Source organism: Oceanobacillus halophilus (assembly GCF_003628505.1).
In the GTDB taxonomy this organism is placed as follows: domain Bacteria; phylum Bacillota; class Bacilli; order Bacillales; family Amphibacillaceae; genus Oceanobacillus; species Oceanobacillus halophilus.
Genome location: NZ_RBZP01000008.1, coordinates 1 through 20757 on the forward strand (window position 1 = coordinate 1; position 20757 = coordinate 20757).

Here is a 20757-nt window from a genome sequence, read left to right on the forward strand (position 1 = left end):
CAACCGCCTTACTCCCTCTATCAACCGCCTTACTCCCTCTATCAACCGCCTTACTCCCTCTATCAACCGCCTTGCTCCTTCTATCAACCGCCTTGCTCCTTCTATCAACCGCCTTGCTCCTTCTATCAACCGCCTTGCTCCTTCTATCAACCGCCTTGCTCCTTCTATCAACCGCCTTGCTCCTTCTATCAACCGCCTTGCTCCCTCTATCAGCCGCCTCGCTCTCTCTATCAACCGCCTTACTCTCTCTATCAACCGACCCAACTCTTCTATCAACCGCTTCTCCTCTTCTATCAGTGTTCATGTTAAAATAGGGGTGATGATGAAGCTAATAGAGGAGGGATCCACATGTTTATAGTGACAAACTGTATTAAAACAAAAAAGGGATTTGCCGAAAAGATGGCTCCGAGGTTCACTAAAGAAGGGCCTTTGCAAGAGATGAAAGGATTTAAAAAAGTGGAGGTTACTCTAACACAAAACCTACCTGAACATGATGAAATGAGAGTAAACATGTATTGGGAAAGTCTTGAGGATTTTGAAGCGTGGAAGAATAGTGACATATTTAAAGAGGCACACAAAGGTAGTAACTCTGACCAGAAAACAGAAGAATCCCCAATCATAGATAGTGAGGTTACCATATCTAAAGTAGCATCTGTACTTGAATCATTAAATTAATAACTCTAAGAAAACCTCTATTCGTTGTATTAGAGGTTTTTATTTTCGCTTAAGACCTCCTATGCTTCCTGTTTAAAACCAATATCCCTGGAAACAATAAATAGAAATAAATGCTGTTAGTTAAACGTGTGTTTATATATATGCCTTACTCTTTCTAAAAGCTCTTGACATAAAAAAACAAAGATAAATTAAGTATATTTTTGGAATTATGTTAATTTAGGGGAGTATATTGACTCTGTTTTTCTCCTTTGCTAGATTAAACTTTAGGCTCTATATGTAGTTAGCTTTTATAGCATTTATCAAAATTAATGATAATTACAATAACCAACACTGGATAAAACATTAAGCACTATTTTGAAGAAGTTTAGGAATAAAAGCAGTTCCTACTGATGAAAGTAATTTCTCAAATGTTAACTATCCCTAATTTTAGGGAGTTTTTTATTGCTTAGAGGGGATTGGAAACATGAAAAATCTGATAGTTATAATAGGTTCATTAATAATTGCTTTTGCTTTTAATTTCTTTCTGGTTCCTTATGAGATCCTCAGTAGTGGACTTAGTGGAATCGCCATATTACTAGGTTTAATCACTCCATTTGATATAGGAATGCTAAACTTTGTCCTTAACTTACCTGTTCTTATTTTAGGCTATATAAAGCTTGGAAGAGAGATCACATGGAATACGCTTATTTGTGTTTTATCGTTATCAGTCTTTTTATATATTTTGCCTGTAACCACTGTTACAGACAGCATTCTATTATCTGCAATATTTGGGGGAGTAATTGGTGGTGTAGGTATAGGATTGATTTTAAAATTCTCCGGCACTTCTGGGGGATTAGACATTATTGCTATCATTGTTTCTCGCTCCAGTAATATGAGTGTAGGACTTCTACTTACTGCGATGAACGGAATCATCGTCCTTTTCTCCGGATCTATTTTCAGTTGGGATTTAGCCCTTTATACCCTTTTATCTATCTTTATAACTGGCAAACTGATTGACACAATTCACACCAATCATATTAAATTGACGATGCAAATTATTACAACCCAAGGTGACCCAATACGTAAAGAGTTATTGGATTCCATTTATCGAGGAATCACCATTACAGATGGCTTTGGCGGCTACACTTTAGAGTCCAAACAAATACTAACGATGGTAGTTACTAGGTATGAAACAATAAAAGTAAAAGAAATTGTACGCAAACATGATGAAAAAGCTTTTATTAATATCTTTGAAACAGTAGAAGTAGACGGAGAGTTTGCTAAAAATTAAGGAGATATGCAATGAATAAAAAATATATCGTATTCTCTGGCTTTATGCTTTTTTCATTATTTTTTGGAGCAGGTAATCTTATTTTCCCTCCTATATTAGGATTGGAATCCGGGAGTAACTTTGTTCCTGCTATCATTGGCTTTCTGATTACAGGGGTTCTACTCCCATTCATGGCTGTGATATCGATCTCTCTTTCTGACAATGGATTAGTCTCTATCGGGAATAGAGTACATTCTATTTTCGGAATATTGTTCGCAATAGTCATTTATCTATCCATAGGTGCTTTCTATGGTATCCCCAGAGCTTCCAATGTGGCGTATGAACTAGGATTTATTCAAATTTTCCAAGTTGATAATGATTTTATGTTACTGCTATTTACGCTTATCTTCTTCTTAGTAACCTATGCGATTAGCTTAAATCCAAAGAAAATTATTGACCGAGTTGGGCAAATTTTAACTCCTATTTTGTTGGCTGTTTTGGCAATTCTATTTATTCAAGCCTTTTTCCAGTTCAGTAATCCTATTTCACAGCCGATTGAGAAATATAATTCATCTCCTTTTATTAATGGTTTCCTAGAAGGTTATTACACCATGGATGCAATAGCAGCACTAGCTTTCGGAATTGTTATTGTAAATGGGTTGAAAGATAAAGGAACAAAAAGTAAGACAAGCTTAATAAAAGGAACCATCGGAGCAGGTGTACTTGCAAGTATTAGCTTAATAATTGTGTATGTATCTTTAGGATGGATGGGAGTTGTCATCCCTAAAGAAATACCATTTACTAATGGAGCACAAATTCTAGTGAGTGCTTCCAGTATGCTTTTTGGTGGTGGAGGAAGCATGTTATTCGGGACCATTGTGATGCTGGCTTGTTTGACAACTAGTATCGGACTAACGAATGCTTGCTCGAGGTTCTTTCATCAAATATATCCAAACTATAGTTATCAAACTTATGTAGGCGTATTTGTTCTAATTGGTTTGCTTGTATCTAATTTAGGATTAGACCTCATTCTGGAAGTCGCAACACCCTTATTAGTTTTCATATATCCAATTTCAATTGTGTTAATCGTTCTTTCTTTATTCCAACCTTGGATAGGAGAGAGTAAAACAATGTATCGTATGTCTATATTATTTACTACATTTTTCGCAATTTATGAATTATTGCTAAGTATCGACATACAATCAGAGCTCTTATCAACTTGGTTGGGAGTTATGCCATTTTTTGATAAGGGATTAGGTTGGATTGTCCCTGCATTAATAGGTGCCCTTGCCGGGTATATTTTGGATTTATTTGCTCTTAGAAATCAAAACGTGAATAATACGATTGACTAAAAGAAATGTGGTTTAGCAAATCCCTGCTCAGCCACATTTCCTTTTGATAGGAACTTGGTAAGTTTTTTTCCATAACAAATTAAGAATTGCTATAAATTCACTTAAATTGAGTTTATAAATCATAAACTCACGTTAAAAAGATCGTTAATCTTTGTTAAAAACTGCATATTTTTTATTTATACAAGTGGAGCAGCTCGACAAAGCGGAGTGTATTTCCGTAGCGGGGTGTATGCACAATACTATGAATTCATATTATACGCAACTTATATCAACTCCAAATTGTTAAAAAGCAGTATTCCCTACGAAAATAATATTTATAAAAGCAATGGCCTAATAGAAAAGTAAGATCCACCAAGATATGAAAACGTTAACAATTTTGACACAGCCTTTTTTATAGAAGCGTGCTATACTATAGATGTAAGGAAGAGATAAACAAAAATCCTTACAGATTAACATTGCAGGAGACTCAACCATCCTAGTTAGTTCCGTTATAAACTAGGTAGAAATCGGAATTTGAACAAGAAGAAAGCAGGTGAGTCCACCAACAAACTTTCTGATTGACTCAAAGTAAACTGAATAAGAAGTGCATCCATCAAAAAGTACCATTGTCGGAGAAGTAAGTTGAAGAGTTATGAAAACTTTAAGATCCTTATTAAAATGAATAAATGCTAACAATCTTGCGAAACGAATTAGATAGTGAAAGACTACCTTAAACCTATATGGTCATAAGAATCTAGCCGTAACGAATCTAATTAAACGTAGGAGAAAACAATTATTCAAAACAAAGGAAACCTTAAATGTTAAGTAAAGATTCAATGCACTTCAAAGACATCAGGATATTTTGAAAGTGAGATGTATTTTTCAAAACTCAGGACCGATAAATTCTAAAGATGAGTCTTAAAATAAGAAAAACTTATGGTAAGAATCAACGTTCTGTTCACGGAGCTGACACACATCCTGAAACAGAAAACACTTCTACTGACAGTCAATAAGAACTGTAAACTTGAAAGGTTAATTTGAGAAGTGTAAACACAAACCCATCAATTGGTAGAAAATATTGCTTGATTGCTAAATATTCCCTACAAGGATGTGGTGGAATGGTTGGGTCCCCTGTGATGTTAAGTAGAGGATGTCCAGATATAACTGGATATCCTCTTTATTTGTCCTTTAACTCGGGACAGGTATAAAGGAGGATCAACACTTATTTTCTTTGCTCAATACTTCCCACAAATTCTTCCGCAGCTCGTGATAAGGGAACAGATTTCAAATGGACAATCCCTATATTTCGTCCGGGAATTTCGTCTTCTAATAATACTTCATACAAAGCGCCACTTTTCAAATGTTCTTCCGAAAACTCTCGGATAACACATGAAATCCCTAAATTCATTCTTGCAAAATCAGATACTAAATCATAGGATCCAAGCTCAAAAGCCGGTGAGACTTCATAACCCTTCTCATTCAAGAAACGTTCGACATACAAGCGTGAATTTGATTTTTTTTCTAAGAAAATAAGAGGTAGTTCCATCAACTGTTCAAAACGAATGGTATCTCTAGCAATATGTTTATACTTTTCGCCACAAACAAAAACATCATGAATTTCCTTACATGGTGTTACTTGGAGTTGTTCATCAACTATAGGCAGGTTGCAAATGCCGACATCTGCCGCTCCGGATTTAATAAAAGTGAGAATTTCTGATGTGGTACCGTTTAGTATCTTTAATTTGATTCTAGGGTACTTTGCATGAAAATCACCCAGATAAGGTAATAAAAAATAGCGTGATATAGTATCTCCAACTCCGATACGTAGTTCCCCATACTTTAGCATTTTAAAATCTGAAATTTTATCTTCTGCTGCATGAATAAGTCCTAGTGCTGAGTTAACATGATCATTTAATACTTTTCCTTCATTCGTCATGACGATGCCCTTTGGAGTACGATGAAAAAGCTTTACTTCTAATTCCTTCTCAAGCTTCAGAATCGCTTGACTAACTGCCGACTGTGTCATATATAGCTCTTCTGCTGCTGTGGAAAAACTTTTATTTTGACTGACTACATTAAAAACCCGATATAAATCTAATTTTCCAACCATATAACCCCTCCTTATATGAGGTATAAATAACATTAACTTTACTTATACCACGATAAAAAGGTATAGTAAACATGTAGAATACAAAAGTTATTAAATAGCTTATATACCATTGATTTATTACTAGAGGAGAGATACATTTGGAAAGAGTAGTTGGAACTACAGTACGAGGTCTTCGTGGACCAATTATTAATCAAGGTGATAACTTAGAAGAAATCGTTGTAAATACCGTATTAAATGCAGCTGAAATAGAAAATATTACCATAAGAGATCGTGATATCGTCACAATAACCGAATCCATTGTAGCACGTGCACAAGGCAACTATGCGACAGTTGATGACATTGCTACAGATGTAAAAGCCAAATTTGAAGAAGATACAGTTGGTGTCATATTCCCAATTCTTAGCCGTAATCGTTTCTCCGTTTGTCTACGAGGGATTGCAAGAGGGCTTAAAAAGGTTGTATTGATGTTAAGTTATCCTTCTGATGAAGTAGGAAACCATCTTGTCAATATTGATGAATTAGACGTAAAGGGTGTCAATCCTTGGACAGATGTTTTATCAGAAGACGAATTTAGGGAGCATTTCGGATATAATAAACATACGTTTACTGGTGTCGATTATATCGAATACTACAAAAGCATTATCGAGGCAGAAGGGGCAACGTGCGAAGTCATCTTCTCAAATAATCCTAAAACAATCTTAGATTATACCAAGAGTGTACTTACTTGTGATATCCACTCGCGATTCCGAACAAAACGTATTTTAACAAACAATGGCGCTGAAAAAGTATATGGCCTTGATGATATTCTCTCAGAGCCAATCAATAATGGCGGTTTTAATAAAGACTACGGACTACTTGGATCCAATAAAGCGACAGAAGAAAACGTCAAATTATTCCCAAATAATTGCCAGCCAATCGTTGATGGTATCCAAGAGAGACTAAAAGAAGCAACAGGTAAAATCGTTGAAGTAATGGTTTACGGTGATGGTGCATTTAAGGACCCTGTAGGAAAAATATGGGAGCTTGCAGATCCAGTTGTCTCACCAGCTTACACGGAGGGACTTGAAGGAACTCCGAACGAAGTAAAATTAAAATACTTAGCAGATAACAACTTCTCTCATCTTCAAGGGGATGAGTTAAACCAGGCAATCTCAGAATACATCGCAAATAAAAATGACGACTTAGTTGGTGCAATGGAAGCACAAGGTACAACTCCCCGTAAACTAACAGACTTAATTGGATCTTTATCTGATCTAACCTCAGGCAGTGGTGATAAAGGAACACCATTCGTTTACATTCAAGGCTATTTTGATAATTATACCAAATAGTTACTTTGGTAATTTCAAAGTCAAAAATGAGCATTGGGAATGACTATTCCTCCATGCTCATTTTTTTTGGATATCCTTAAAAGCAAAAGCGCGGTATGTTTAACGGCTATTTACGTGAAACTGATAATGGAGCTTGCGAACTTCTTCTGCTAGTTCAGGAACAGGTCCATCTATTGTAGTATCGCGGATCACATCTTGAATAGGCAGATTCCGAACGCGTGATGGAGTAACCCCCATTTCACTCAACCATTGTGCCAGCTGTTCAGACGAACTTGCATAAACAATCCGACCTAGACCAACCCAACCATGGGCCGCAGCGCACATCGGACAATGTTCACCAGAAGTATATACTGTTGCCTGGCTTCTTTCTTCAGGTGTCATGTTGTTAGCTGCCCATCGTGCTATAGAAAATTCTGGGTGTTGGGTATGATCACCACCTGCCACATGGTTATGGTCTTCAAAAAGCACCTCTCCATCGGTTGAAACAAGGACTGAACCAAATGGCTCGTCCCCTTTTTCCAGAGCATTTTTTGCTAATTCAACACATCGTCTCAAGTGCTTCAAATCCGAATCACTTACCATGATTGAATCCTCCTATTATTCTTATATTTTTTCACTATTCGATAAACCGTGTACGTAAGACTAATCTTTTAAAAAAGTCATCCAGTTTATAAAACAACTATAACATTTTTATCTATATAGAATGATGAAATTTTTTGTCGTATACTAGATAATTTAAAAGTGATAAAAAACCACACCTTTTCAGGTGCGGTTTCTATTTAAAGTACGTGAAATAGGACAAAAAGGAAAAGTTTCCTTGTTTATTTATTATTTGGTCTATATACAATAAGGTTTTCCTCGATTGGCGATCACCTCATACCTTTCATCCCATTAAAGCACTTTTGATAAGAAGCTTTTCGTTCTTTCGTTTTGCGGATTTTCAAATAGTTCATCTGGTGTACCTTCTTCTACGATATAACCTTCATCCATAAAGATAACACGATCAGCGACTTCTTTGGCGAATCCCATTTCGTGAGTCACGATAGCCATAGTCATCCCTTCCTCAGCCAAATCTTTCATAACCTGCAGCACTTCTCCTACCATTTCTGGATCGAGAGCGGAAGTTGGCTCATCAAACAACATTATTCGTGGTTCCATGGCTAACGCACGAGCCATAGCAACCCGTTGCTTTTGCCCACCAGATAGGTTATCCGGATATACATCTGCCTTGTCTGCTAATCCGACTTTATCCAGTAGTTGTGTTCCTAATTGATTGGCTTCAGATGTGGATTTACCTTTTAAACGCTTGGGCCCAAGTGTAATATTTTCCAATACCGTCATATGAGGAAATAAATTAAACTGTTGAAAAACCATTCCCATTCTTTGACGTAATTCATTAATATTTGTTTTCGGTGCGGTAAGATGATCTTCTTCAATATAAATATCTCCAGCAGTTGGTTCCTCTAACAGATTCATACAACGTAAGAGGGTACTTTTCCCTGAACCAGAAGGACCAATAACACAAACTACTTCTTGTGAGTGAACATCAATATTTATATCTTTAAGAACCTCTAATTTACCAAATGATTTTTTTAGATTATTGATCTCTATCATTTTCATGCTACATCTAATCTCCTTTCAAGCCAACGTGAGAATAAGCTTAATGAATAAATAATAATAAAATACAGAGCTCCAACAGCAAATAATATTTCAAACGCCCGGAAATTAGCTGCATAAATAGATTGTCCTGATAAGGTTAGCTCTGCTACTCCAATTGCGGAAAGGAGTGAAGTATCTTTAATACTTACAATAAATTGGTTAACAAATGCGGGAATCATGCGACGTATGGCTTGAGGTAAAATAATTAAACGCATCGTTTGGCTATATGAAAAACCTATTGTTCTTCCGGCTTCCATTTGTCCTTTATCAATGGAGTTTATTCCTGCACGGAAGATTTCTACTAAATAGGCTGCGGCATTCACTGTAATTGCAATGACACCCGCAGAAAACGCTGTAAGGTTAATATCTATTACACTAGGTAATCCGAAATAGATAAATAATATTTGAACGAGCAATGGTGTTCCACGAATAATATCAACAAAGGCAGTTGAAATTCCTCGTAAAATTTTACTCTTTGTTATACTAAATACTCCCAGAATCAGTCCTATAAACATTGCGAGTACAAGAGATATGACTGTTATTTCTAGTGTCATTCCCATCCCTTTTAACAGAGTGGGTAATCCTTCTATAATAATATTCATTGTATCTATCATGCTGACTTCCCTCTTTCTTTTTAGAAAAGGTGTGACAAATCATGTCACACCTTTTATTTAAATGCTAATTATTCTTCGGAAAAATATTGACTATAAAGTTCGTCAAACTCCCCACTATCTTTTAGCTCCTGAAGTCCAGTGTTCATTTTTTCTACTAGCCCTTCACTACCTTTAGAAATAGCAATACCGTAGTCCTCACTTGGGTACTTATCGCCAACTATACGAAGCTCGGAGTCCTCTCCATCTTGGTTGATTTTATAAGCAACACTAGGATAATCGTTGATGACGACATCTGCATTACCATTTTCTAATTCCATGTACATCGTAGCGTCATCTTGTAGTTTCGTAACTTCACCGTTATATTCTTCAGCAAGTTTGTTCGCTAGTTCTAAACTAGATGTTCCTTGTTTGGCAACGATTGTGCTTCCTTCTAAATCAGCTTCGCTTTCAAAAGCGCTATCTTTTAAAGTAACTAAAGATAAACCAGATTCAAAGTATGGATCAGAAAAATCTACTACCTCTAAACGATCGTCTCTTATTCCAATAGCAGACACAGCTGCATCTACTTGATTGGCTTGAAGTGCTGGGATAATACCATCAAACTTCATAATCTCCCAGTTAACGGTCATGTCTGCTTTCTCTGCAACCGCTTCAACTAATTCTACATCGAAACCAGTTAATTTCTCATCTACTTTATATTCAAATGGTGGATAGTCTTGCACTACCGCTACACTAATTTCCTCTTTTGATCCGTCAGAAGACTCACTAGTTACTTCATCTGTCCCACATCCTGCTAATGTGATTGCAATGATACCAACTAGAGCAATCATTACAATTTTGTAAACGAATGTGTTTTTCTTTTGCTGTTTATTCATTAAAAATAATCCCCCTGAAAATTTATTTATTTCTGAAACAACATTTTCAATTATATCGATATTTTTCGACATTTAAAAATCAGATAAAAGTCGGTATATGATGATATATGTATATTTTTTTAGATTAATCCTATTAACTAAGTGATTCTATAGATATCCTCATAGATAGTAGGATATACTGTCATATCCTCCGAGTTTGGTTATCTCAAAATTGTACACAAAATAAATAAAAGCCAAATTCCTCTTGAAATTTGGCTTTTATATATATTTATGACGTTTGAGATATGTTTTTTTAGACCATGTTTTTACGACTCTTCTTCTCATGCTTCGTGACATAGAGCATACCCGGAACCATCACAACAGCAACAACCACTAATACAATCGCCATTATACTCATGTTACCTACGTTCATTCCTGAAGCAAACGCCACACCATAAATACTTGAAGCAAGGATATTCCCTATAAATCTTGATGTCATGAGCAATCCAGACGCAATCCCGCTTTCCGACACACGTATAAAGGTATACAGCAAATTTTGTAGTCCGATGTTCTGTATTCCGTTACTAACCCCTGTAACTGCAAGTACAAGACCAATCCATACTAATGCAGCATTATCCTTCACCGTAAATAGCAAAACAACCCCCATGAAGCCAAGTAACACACTAATTAATAGTGGAATTCGATATCCTTTTCTTTCGATCCATCTCGTTGCAAGTGGTGTCATAATCATGGCAAAAATGGAGAGCGACAGCATCACGATTCCTGCCATTTGAGAGCTTGCACCTAACACACTTTGTATAAATGTCGGAAAGCTCAATAGCACAGCAAAAAATATGACAGTTGATAAAATATACTGACCAAAAATAAGGGCAACATTCAAGTTTTTCCGAAAGAAATTGACATTAATAAATGGTTCACTTTGTCTTTTCTCAAATATGTAGAATATAACCGTTAGTATGAACGCTATCATCAATACACCGATTTGAACACCTTTCTCAAGTCCAAGTAGAAAGACCATCCAAGTTGTAATAAATAAACTAAATAAAATAATTCCTAATATATCTAACTTATATGATGTACAAGTGTTTTTCCTATCTTTCGGGATAAATAGTATGGTTAATCCTATCGCAATTGCTAGTATTGGCAAGTTTACATAAAAGATAACTGGCCATCCTCCGAACTGAATGAGCATTCCACCTATAGTTGGCCCGAATGCGGCAGACGTTGTTGCAAAAACAGCTAATGTCCCAATTACACGATTTTGATTGTGTTGAATGGTATTACGGATAACCCCAACGCCTGCAGGAAAGAGTGCGGAGGTACCAACTGCTTGAATTCCACGCATCGCAAGTAACACAGGCATATTCGGGGATAGCGGTGCTAAAATGGATGATACCACAACAAGGACAAGACCAATTAAAAGAAGCAACTTCCGCCCATATATATCACTTAATTTACCAATCAACGGTGTAAAGATTGCACTAATAATAAAATAAGAAGCAATTAGCCATGAAATATCCGTTGAACTCAGTTGAAAGTCCTTTTGAATGGATGGTAAAGCCACAGTAATCATCGTTGTATTTAAAGGATTAAGGATTGTGCCCAACGCCACAGCTAGTATGATAAGTTTTTCATTTTTCCTCACAGTCATTATGATGTCTCCTCTAATTTTCTATTCCTTAATTTTAGCATATTTTAAAGTTGAAAAAGGGCAAAAAGTAAGACGCAAGAACAAATGTGCCTGCGCCAATCAAAAATTAGATTACTTATGATACGGTTCCCCCCGATTAATCTTAAACCCCCGATAAACCTGTTCCAACAAAATAAGCCTCATTAATTGATGTGGAAACGTCATCTTAGAGAAGGATATCGCCATGTCGCTGCGCTTCTGTACCTCATCACTTATGCCAAGAGATCCGCCAATAACAAAAGCAATTTTACTTTTCCCGTAGGTTGCAAGCTCATCAAGTTTTGCTGCTAGTTGCTCTGAACTAAGCATCTTTCCATTGATTTCAAGGGTAATGACATACGTATCCTGACTAATATGAGATAAGATACGAACGCCCTCTTTTCGTTTCACTTCCTGCATTTCTGCTTCACTCATATTTTCTGGCGCTTTTTCATCAGCAACTTCTTTTATTTCTACTTTTGCATAAGCAGATAACCGCTTTAAGTACTCTTGAATCCCTTGTTTTAAATACTTTTCTTTCAGTTTACCTACTGACACGATAGATATATTCATACCGTCCAATCCTTCCTTATAATTTAAAAGCCCCATTTTATTTAAAATGAGGCTCGTGCATGAATTCTATTTAATAATCTGCACTTTTTTTATCGTTCTACCTTCAATCTCCAAGATTTTAAAAGTTAAATTATCACGTTCTATAACTTCTCCATCTTTCGGGAAATAATTGAATTCTTTTATTAAATATGCAGCTAAAACATCCTCTTCTTCCGGAATTTCTGTGTGGAAGATGGAATTTAATCGGTGTAATGTTATTTTTCCATCACAAACTATTTCTGTTTCGGTTAAGGTTTCGACTAATGTATCATTGTCAAAATCCATCTCATCTTCTATTTCTAAGCCAATCATAGACTCAATAATATCTTCATGAGAAAGAATACCTTCCGTTCCACCGTATTCATCCAAGACAATGGCCATGTGCTTTTTCTCTTTTGTCATTTTAAGAAAGACCCACTCTACAGAATGAAACTCATAAACTAATAACGGATCGATATCACTGAATGCCTTTAAGGATTTATCCGGTTCCATTGACCACTGAATTAAATACTTGGAATGAAATACCCCAACAATGTTATCAATATCATCTTTATAAATAGGATATCTGGTAAAGGGATTTTGAATGACAACATCTCTTACCTCTTCATATGTTGCCGTGTTGGGTAAGGCTACTAAATCCACGCGTGGAGTTTTTAAGACATCTTTTACATTCAAATCCTGAAAGTCTAAAACTCCCTTTAAGCGTGAGGATTCGTCTCTCCGAAATGTTCCTTCTGAATTCGCAATATCAACCATTGTTCGAAACTCTTCTTTAGAGATGGAAACATCATTAGGCTGCCCTTTAGAAAGAGACTTGGTAATGTAACCAGTTAATCCATTTAAAACAAGAGTAATCGGCTTAAATATAATAACGAAAAATCGTATTGCTGGATAGACAACAGATGTAATTCGATCAGGAAATGCAGCAGATACGGTTTTAGGTATGACCTCAGCAAATATGATAATGGTAATTGTCAATATGGCAGAAGCGAGTCCCACATTAAATCCATATTCAATAGCTATAGTGGTTACTAATGTAGGTAGCAAAATATTAGCTATATTATTTCCAATAAGAATCGTCGTTATAAATTCACTTGGTTTTGATACTAAGTGTAGAATCTTCTCAGACTTTTTGTCCCCACTGTTTGCTTTAGTCTGTAACCGCATTTTATTGGTAGCTGTTAGTGCTGTTTCACTCCCTGAGAAAAATAGTGAAACAAATAATAAAAAGATGATCGCAATGATCACGAGATGGTTTCCTCCTTGTGTTACCTAGAAAAATTTATATTATATGCTGTTTCTATGATACAAAAGTTTAAGTTCTATAATTTAAGAATAGTATTCCTTTAGAATGTTTTAATTAAACAAGGATGACTATTATTCATCACCATAGGTTATTAATAAATAACCGTACAACATCCAGACCACCGATAAATGTACCTAAGGAGCTCCCTATATTGGCTAGTACCACTACCAACAAGACACGAGTTACCTTGTTTTTCCAAAAACCTTTTACACTAAAAACATCCTCAGATAAATTTTCAAATTCTCTTACTGTCGGTTTATTAATGTATGCTTGTACAAATCCAGCAAACCAGCCTGCGGCAATTAAAGGATTTAGAGAGGTGATTGGTGCTGCAATAAATGCTGTTAATACAGCAATGGGATGTCCTAATGCAATTAATGTTCCTAATGCTGAGAACGAACCATTCCACAATACCCAGCTAAACGTTTGCTGCCACCCTGCAGCAGGATTGGTAAAGAAAGTATAGGCAATCATGGCGATAATAAGGATTGGTATGGACCATCCAATAACCTTTGGCACTTTGGACTTTGGTGGCCGTTTTGTTAATTGTTTTAAATCATGTTTCTTCTCTATCTCTTTCGTAATACCAGGTACATGAGCAGCACCTAAAACAGCAACCACTTTATCACCTGGTGCTGTTTTTATTTTTTGAGATAAATATTGGTCACGCTCGTCTATTAATGGCTTCTTTAATCTCGGAAAATGCTCAGTGAATTCCTGCAGCATCGCATTAATGGTATCCTGCTGCTTCATTTTTTCTAATTCCTCTTCCGAAATTTCTTCTTTGCTAAAAATACTTGCAATAATTTGCGTTATTAGTAAGGCCTTTCCCTTTACACCTAAATTACCCCATATCCGGGAAAAGGTAATTTGAATATTTCGATCGGCAAGAACTAACTTTGCTCCAATTTCCTTTGCAGACTCGATTCCTTGTATCATTTCTTGGCCTGCATTAATCCCAAACTGCTTTGCCATCCGTTTTTGAAAAGAGGAAATAGCCAAATTCATTAACAATAAGGTAGCGCGTTTCCCTTTTATAACTTCAAATATGTCCATATCCTTCCAAGTATTTCCTTCTTGGATAGACTGATAACGTTGCTCATCAAGCTCTATACAAACAGAATCAGGGTTCTCTTTTTCAATCATTTCTTTTACTTGCTCAGCACTATGCTTAGATACGTGAGCAGTTCCAATTAGAATAATTTCCTTATTATTGAGATGTAACCGAGTAATATTCTCTTCCGACATATGTACCTTCCTTTATGAAAATAAACATATTTCTATTCTAAACTACATTGGTAAAAAATAATAATATTATTACTCTACAAAATGATAGGAATCTCTAATTAATCAGAGATTCCCTTATTACATAATTATAATATTGTTTTATATTTTTAAAGACTATAAAAATGCGTATTTTATTCAAGTCACTTTTCTTATTATCTGTCGTTTTTTGAAATTGTACAGTTGATAGAAACTCCTGATTTATTTAATTAAGAATAGTGCTTTATATCCGCTACGGAAATACACTACGCTTTCCGCGGGCGCTGCTGAGCCTACTCCGAGCTATCGCTCTCCGTAGCCACACCTAGGCTTTTCTTCCCGCAGGACAAGGAACGCTTCGGCAGGGTTACATCGCACGTAGAAAAAAGTGGTCTTCTTTTTTCAAGGAGTCTCCGTGCATTTCCTCCGCTGATTTGTGCTGTTCAACTTTCTTATATAATTGGGTATCTTTTAATAAATGAATAAATGATAATTCTTCTGATATTAGCCAAAAATGGTCACGATCCTAAAAACAGTGTTGATTGGAGCGGAGGGCAGTCGACTCCTGCGGGAAGAGAGGCCTAGATGAGACCCCGCAGTGCGATAGCACGAGGAGGCTCATCAGCCGCCCGCGGAAAGCGACTGCCCGGAGCGGAAATCAACAACGCACTACATTACACATTTATTTTTAATTAAGTTAATCAGGATTCTATACAAAATGTAAAGTAAGCAACAATCTTTTAGAAAAGGGCCTTACTCAAATTCGTACGAAGCAAGTACAGAAGCTATTGCATCTTGAATAGGTGCCATGGACCCATCAATATAATTGTTATTCAATATCGAAAAGATTAGTTTCTCCCCATCGGCGGAAGTAACATACCCTGAGAGGGTGTATACTCCTGTTAACGACCCTGTTTTTGCTTTCACATTCCCTTTTGTTGGTTCCTCTGTCATTCTATTTCTTAGGGTTCCTCCAACCATTCGATCTGATATTCCGGCTACTGGGAGAGCATATTCAAATTCACTGTACCAATCCTTTTCTTGAATCTTATACAGTAATTTGGTTAACTCACTTGCTGGTATATAATTCTTATGGGACATGCCTGATCCATCACGAAGCAGAATAGCGTCTTCACTAACACCGAAAGAGGTAATTACATCTTCCATAACCTCAAGCCCTTTATCCCAACTGCCTTCATCAAAAACAACTTTCCCCATTTCCTTCGTTAATACCTCTCCATGTCCATTATTACTTAGCTTCATAAATGGAAGAAGAAGCTCTGCTACAGGAATAGATTGTTTAGAAGTTAGTTCTTTTGCATTTTCGGGTGCTTGTCCAGAATTAATTTTAGCATTGCCGATAAACGTAACACCATTATTCTCTAAAGCCTTTTTAAAAACATCAAGAGCATAACCTGTTGGCTTCCAGACAGAAACCCATTTCTTCGTAGTTGAACCGTCTGCAGGCATTTGCCCTTCTACAATGATACGATTCGATCCATGTTCTCTTTCGATAGAAATTTGCTTTGTTTCCCCAGCCTTCACCATTTTTGTCTTATTAACAATCGTTACATAATCTGTTCTCGGAGTTACGGTTACTTCTGCCTGTTCACCTTCCCCTGGCTGGGATTCAACAATTACTGTTCCAGCATCATAATCATTATCAGGTGAAAGGGTTAATGCAGATACTTGCGCTCCTGTATAGAACGGCTCATCTGACCAGTTTAGATCTTGTGATAATCGAATATCATCATACCAGGAATCATCACCAATTAAATTCCCTTTTATCTTTGTAATCCCCTGATCTTTTAGGGTTTTCGCAAATTTTTCTAAATCTGCTTCAAGTAGCGTTGGATCTCCCTTTCCTTTTAGATAAAGATTTCCTTGCAGTACATTACCAGTCATTTTTCCATCTGTAAGTACTTCTGTTGTAAATTGATAATCAGGTCCCAGTGTTTCCAGTGCCGCGCTTGCTGTAAGTATTTTCATGTTGGAAGCAGGGTGCAAGCGAATGTCACCATGATTGGAATAAATCTCCTCCCCAGTATCTGCCTTTCGAACACTGACTCCGGTTATAGCACCGTCAAGCCGCTCATCCTCTAAAATCGTATCAATTTGCTCTTTTAACGGTAAAGAAGAATCAACCTCTGGTGTTTTTTCTTCGGATGCAATAACAAATAATTCTTCTTCTCCGCCAGTGTAATAGAACGACACAAGCAAGAAAATAACGACTAAAGGAAGAAATAGTCGCCTATAGTTTTTTCGATTCATCATATCACACACCCCTCTATTGTTTGAATATTTTAATTATATATAATTATTTCGAAACAAGGAAGAAGCAGATGAAAAATCATCCTGAATACCTAAATCTATGGTTCTATACAAATAATAGCTTTATCATTTTACCCTGTCCTTATATCTATGTATTACTGGACAGAATTTTTTAATTATTTTGTGTTACATTATGATATGATGATAATAGTTTATTGGGGGAAGGAGGATATAAAGTAGATGGATGTTGTATTTCGTACAGAACAAGGGACTTTTAATTTTCGGGTGGCTGGAGTCTATATAGAGAATAATCATATCCTTATCCATAAAGATGTGAATGACACTTCATGGTCATTACCTGGTGGAAGGGTTAAAATTTCTGAGGTTTCAATAGAAAGTTTGAAAAGAGAATTCCAGGAAGAATTAAACTGGGACATACAAGTTAGCCAGCTACACTGGATTGTAGAGAATTTCTTTACATACCATAGTGCTAACTTTCATGAAATCGGATTTTATTACCGCGTGAAAGCGGTGGGGGAAAAATTCCACAAAGAACCCTTTTTTGGCAAAGAAGGGAATCGTTTACTATACCAATGGGTTTCAATAGATGAAATTCAAAACATCGAATTAATGCCAACATTTTTAAGTTCCGCTCTGAAGCATATACCAGAGCATACAGTACATTTTGTCACAGAAAAATATGATTAGTTCATCATCGATCCGTTTCTTCGAATTCAATTGAGATTACTTCTTCCGTTTCTGAATGAAATGTAATATCAATATAAACACCGAATTCCCTGTCTTCTTTTTTTAACCATAATTTAAATTTTTCAACTGAATTTTCACCTTGTGATTCCTTGCCAATATAGAGATAATCAATAATTTCAGCATTCGAATAACGTTTTTTCGTTTCTTGCATCGCTAATTTTCCCCATTTTGCATAGGAAGGAACTCCTTCTTCTTGGGCGACGATCTGGTTTGGTGATGTAACCATATAACTTGATATAAATAAAAGCGTAATAACTATGGACCATAATAATTTTTTCACGGTACAACCCTCCTATATATATAATTTGTCATTTAGTGTGTTACTATTCATTTTACTGGTTTTGCTAACTATCCAGGGAAATATAGAAAGGATGAGTTCAATGACAACCATTTGTTTTATTCGACACGGAGAAACTGATTGGAATTCTGTGGGTCGTTTACAAGGGAGAGCAGATATTCCCCTGAATCATAATGGCAGGAAACAAGCAAACCTATGTGGCAGTTTCTTAAAAAATACCGAATATGATCTTCTTATTACTAGTCCTTTAAAAAGAGCAAAAGAAACGGCTGATATTATCAATAGTCATTTAAACCTTCCGTTTATAGTAATGGATAACTTTATTGAACGATCATTTGGTGACGCTGAAGGTATGACCTATGAAGAGAGACGCAATAAATACCCAGAAACACATATTCCTAATCAGGAAGAACAGTCTATTTTTTTAGAAAGAATTATGAAGGCTTTAGAAGAGGTTAATCAAGCTTATCCCAACAAACGTATTTTACTTATTAGCCATGGTGCAGTTATTAATGCCATCCTTTCCACCTTATCGGAAGGAAAAATTGGAACGAAAAAGACACCACTAATGAATGGGTGTTTAAGTAATATCCACTATGTTAATGAACAATGGAAGATAAAAGACTATAACCAAAATCATCATTTGGAATAAATAAACGAATTATAGTTTTTCTCAATTATTTTTACATTTCCCGGGGAATATCGACAATATTCCCCACTATCTTGTTGTTTTTTTAGAATTTATTAGATTTTCAGAAATATCAACAGGTTATTAACAGATGTGGAAAACTAATGTCCCCCTCCATAAAAAATAGGATTTCTTGTTACCCACTAATCAGCAGTTTGAACAAGAAATCCCTATATTAACTCATTTGTACACTATGTAAATGAGCGAATAAACCATTTTTCTCTAACAATTCCTCATGACTTCCTTCTTCTTCTATTCCATCCTTCGTTACAACCATGATACGATCTGCATTCTTTATGGTCGCTAAGCGGTGAGCGATTACCAAAGTGGTACGATCTTTTGCCAATTCATTTAAAGCTTGTTGAATAATTGTCTCCGTTTCCGTATCTAATGCAGAGGTGGCTTCATCTAAAATTAAAATAGGTGGATTCTTTAAAAACATCCTTGCAATTGCTATTCGCTGTTTCTGACCACCTGATAATTTAAGACCTCGTTCTCCCACTTGTGTTTCATACCCATTAGGTAGTTCATTAATAAATTCTTCCATATGTGCTTGTTTAGCAGCTAACTGAATTTCTTCATCTGTGGCTTCCAGTTTTCCATAGGCGATATTCTCTCTTAATGTCCCGGTAAATAAAAACACATCCTGCTGAACAACTCCAATTTGGCTGCGAAGTGCTTCTTTTTTCATATCACGTATATCGATACCGTCTATAGAAATACACCCTTTATCTACATCATAAAATCTTGGTATTAGTGAGGATATAGTTGTCTTTCCCGCACCAGATGGCCCTACAAATGCTACCGTTTCACCGGCATGAATATCAAAATTAATTCCCGTTAACACATGTCCTTGTTCTCTCTCATAGCCAAATGTTACATCTTGAAAAGAAATATCTCCTTGCAGATGTTTAATTTCTATCGCATTTTGTCGATCCTCCACGTCAGGAGAAACATCCAGTAATTCTGTAAATCGTTTAAAACCAGCCATGCCTTTTGGATACATTTCCAATAAAGCAGTAATCTTATTTATAGGATTGGTTAATACATTAACAAATAGTATAAAACTAACTAATTCGCCATATGTCATTAGATTATTAAATGTTAGCCATGCGCCAGAAACCAATACGATTAAAGTAATTAAACGCATCAATAGATACACATTCGAATGAACAATTGCCATTGTTTTATAAGCGCCTATCTTTGCTTTTCGAAAGCTATTATTGTCTTTTGTGAATCGTTCCATTTCAAATTTCTCATTAGTAAAAGATTGAACGACACGCACTCCCGATACGGCATCCTCCACACGAGCATTCACACCAGCTATATCTTCATACATGTTTTTCCAGGATTTATTCATACGGATATTTCCAAATGTTATAAGAAAAATTAGAATTGGAATAGCAATGAGAATGACCATTGATAAGACCGGATTTATCATAAACATAATAATAAATGCCCCTGTAAACGTCATAACAGAAATAAAGAAATCTTCGGGACCGTGATGAGCAAGTTCTCCTAAATCAAATAAATCATTGGTAATACGGCTCATGATATGTCCTGTCTTTGTATTATCAAAGAACTTAAATGATTGCTTTTGTACGTGAAAAAATAATTCTTTTCGCATATCTGTTTCAATATTGACTCCCAGTTTATGCCCAATATAGGTAACAACATATTGCAGATACGTACTTAAAATATATACAAGTAATAGCAATACACCTACTGTAAGAATGATATTCCAATCATCCCCTTGAAGCAGGTCATCAATAAACCACTGTACTGCCAACGGAAAGGCAAGCTCTAAAATAGCCACAATAACCGCTGCAACGAAATCTACTATAAACAGACGCTTATGCGGCTTGTAGTAGGAGAAAAACCTTCGAATCACCATAATCACCTTCCTTTCGATACAAGGCCTGTTTTAGCCTAAAGGAAATTATATGTCTAAATCTGTTAATTGGCAAATGTAGAATTTTAAAATACGGTTCTCTGAATTCATAGTAATGTGCTTAACCTCGCTGCGGAAATACACTACGCT

At 36.0% G+C, this 20757-nt stretch carries 19 protein-coding genes; 6 read left to right on the forward strand and 13 right to left on the reverse strand.

Annotation, left to right across the window (positions count from 1 at the left end; translation table 11 throughout):
* Positions 1 to 276: hypothetical protein (locus D8M06_RS11010; protein WP_206613288.1), on the reverse strand; the 276-nt coding region annotated here is incomplete at its 3' end.
* A gap of 72 nt (positions 277 to 348) precedes the next feature.
* Here D8M06_RS11010 and D8M06_RS11015 point away from each other — a divergent pair.
* The 3 genes from D8M06_RS11015 (at position 349) to brnQ (ending at position 3276) form a co-directional block, all read left to right on the forward strand.
* Entirely contained in the window at positions 349 to 675 is a 327-nt protein-coding gene (locus tag D8M06_RS11015) for a heme oxygenase (RefSeq protein ID WP_121204463.1), read from the forward strand.
* A gap of 463 nt (positions 676 to 1138) precedes the next feature.
* Complete coding sequence (locus tag D8M06_RS11020; RefSeq protein WP_121204464.1) at positions 1139 to 1945, forward strand: YitT family protein; 807 nt, start codon at positions 1139 to 1141, stop codon at positions 1943 to 1945.
* A gap of 11 nt (positions 1946 to 1956) precedes the next feature.
* Positions 1957 to 3276: a branched-chain amino acid transport system II carrier protein gene (brnQ, locus tag D8M06_RS11025; protein WP_121204465.1), complete on the forward strand. Its 1320-nt coding sequence runs from the start codon at positions 1957 to 1959 to the stop codon at positions 3274 to 3276.
* Positions 3277 to 4477: 1201 nt separating this feature from the next.
* Here the strand turns inward: brnQ and D8M06_RS11030 are convergent.
* Positions 4478 to 5365 carry a LysR family transcriptional regulator gene (locus tag D8M06_RS11030; RefSeq protein WP_121204466.1) on the reverse strand — a complete coding sequence of 296 codons (888 nt, stop codon included), beginning with the start codon at positions 5363 to 5365 and terminating at the stop codon, positions 4478 to 4480.
* Between the two features lie 137 nt (positions 5366 to 5502).
* Here D8M06_RS11030 and D8M06_RS11035 point away from each other — a divergent pair, with 137 nt between their 5' ends.
* Positions 5503 to 6693, forward strand: coding sequence for a coenzyme F420-0:L-glutamate ligase (locus D8M06_RS11035; RefSeq protein ID WP_121204467.1), 1191 nt, complete (start codon positions 5503 to 5505; stop codon positions 6691 to 6693).
* 99 nt (positions 6694 to 6792) lie between these two features.
* Here the strand turns inward: D8M06_RS11035 and D8M06_RS11040 are convergent, their stop codons facing one another.
* From D8M06_RS11040 to dacB, 9 genes are all read right to left on the reverse strand, one after another.
* A complete protein-coding gene (locus D8M06_RS11040; RefSeq protein ID WP_121204468.1) occupies positions 6793 to 7275 on the reverse strand; it encodes a nucleoside deaminase in 483 nt (160 codons plus the stop codon).
* 309 nt (positions 7276 to 7584) lie between these two features.
* Positions 7585 to 8307, reverse strand: coding sequence for an amino acid ABC transporter ATP-binding protein (locus tag D8M06_RS11045; protein ID WP_121204587.1), 723 nt, complete (start codon positions 8305 to 8307; stop codon positions 7585 to 7587).
* Positions 8308 to 8309: 2 nt separating this feature from the next.
* Positions 8310 to 8966 (reverse strand): amino acid ABC transporter permease, encoded by a 657-nt coding sequence (locus tag D8M06_RS11050; protein WP_121204469.1) that lies wholly within the window; start codon positions 8964 to 8966, stop codon positions 8310 to 8312.
* Positions 8967 to 9034: 68 nt separating this feature from the next.
* A complete protein-coding gene (locus D8M06_RS11055) occupies positions 9035 to 9841 on the reverse strand; it encodes a transporter substrate-binding domain-containing protein (protein ID WP_158591782.1) in 807 nt (268 codons plus the stop codon).
* Between the two features lie 292 nt (positions 9842 to 10133).
* Positions 10134 to 11492 carry an MFS transporter gene (locus D8M06_RS11060; RefSeq protein WP_121204471.1) on the reverse strand — a complete coding sequence of 453 codons (1359 nt, stop codon included), beginning with the start codon at positions 11490 to 11492 and terminating at the stop codon, positions 10134 to 10136.
* 111 nt (positions 11493 to 11603) lie between these two features.
* Positions 11604 to 12083, reverse strand: coding sequence for a 23S rRNA (pseudouridine(1915)-N(3))-methyltransferase RlmH (rlmH, locus tag D8M06_RS11065; protein WP_121204472.1), 480 nt, complete (start codon positions 12081 to 12083; stop codon positions 11604 to 11606).
* Between the two features lie 66 nt (positions 12084 to 12149).
* Entirely contained in the window at positions 12150 to 13370 is a 1221-nt protein-coding gene (locus D8M06_RS11070; RefSeq protein WP_121204473.1) for a hemolysin family protein, read from the reverse strand.
* A 136-nt stretch (positions 13371 to 13506) separates the two neighbouring features.
* Positions 13507 to 14676 (reverse strand): TraB/GumN family protein, encoded by a 1170-nt coding sequence (locus D8M06_RS11075; RefSeq protein ID WP_121204474.1) that lies wholly within the window; start codon positions 14674 to 14676, stop codon positions 13507 to 13509.
* Positions 14677 to 15444: 768 nt separating this feature from the next.
* Positions 15445 to 16962, reverse strand: a complete 1518-nt coding sequence (gene dacB, locus D8M06_RS11080; protein WP_121204588.1) for a D-alanyl-D-alanine carboxypeptidase/D-alanyl-D-alanine endopeptidase — start codon at positions 16960 to 16962, stop codon at positions 15445 to 15447.
* 240 nt (positions 16963 to 17202) lie between these two features.
* On the opposite strand from dacB, the gene D8M06_RS11085 reads away from it, so the two are divergent.
* Entirely contained in the window at positions 17203 to 17670 is a 468-nt protein-coding gene (locus D8M06_RS11085; RefSeq protein ID WP_121204475.1) for an NUDIX hydrolase, read from the forward strand.
* 4 nt (positions 17671 to 17674) lie between these two features.
* Here the strand turns inward: D8M06_RS11085 and D8M06_RS11090 are convergent, their stop codons facing one another.
* On the reverse strand, positions 17675 to 18010 hold the full coding sequence (locus tag D8M06_RS11090) for a DUF3889 domain-containing protein (RefSeq protein ID WP_241558937.1): 336 nt from the start codon (positions 18008 to 18010) through the stop codon (positions 17675 to 17677).
* Between the two features lie 100 nt (positions 18011 to 18110).
* Here D8M06_RS11090 and D8M06_RS11095 point away from each other — a divergent pair, with 100 nt between their 5' ends.
* Positions 18111 to 18680: a histidine phosphatase family protein gene (locus tag D8M06_RS11095; RefSeq protein WP_121204476.1), complete on the forward strand. Its 570-nt coding sequence runs from the start codon at positions 18111 to 18113 to the stop codon at positions 18678 to 18680.
* Positions 18681 to 18891: 211 nt separating this feature from the next.
* On the opposite strand, the gene D8M06_RS11100 is transcribed toward D8M06_RS11095, so the two are convergent.
* Positions 18892 to 20607 (reverse strand): ABC transporter ATP-binding protein, encoded by a 1716-nt coding sequence (locus D8M06_RS11100; RefSeq protein WP_121204590.1) that lies wholly within the window; start codon positions 20605 to 20607, stop codon positions 18892 to 18894.
* Positions 20608 to 20757 lie beyond the last annotated feature (150 nt).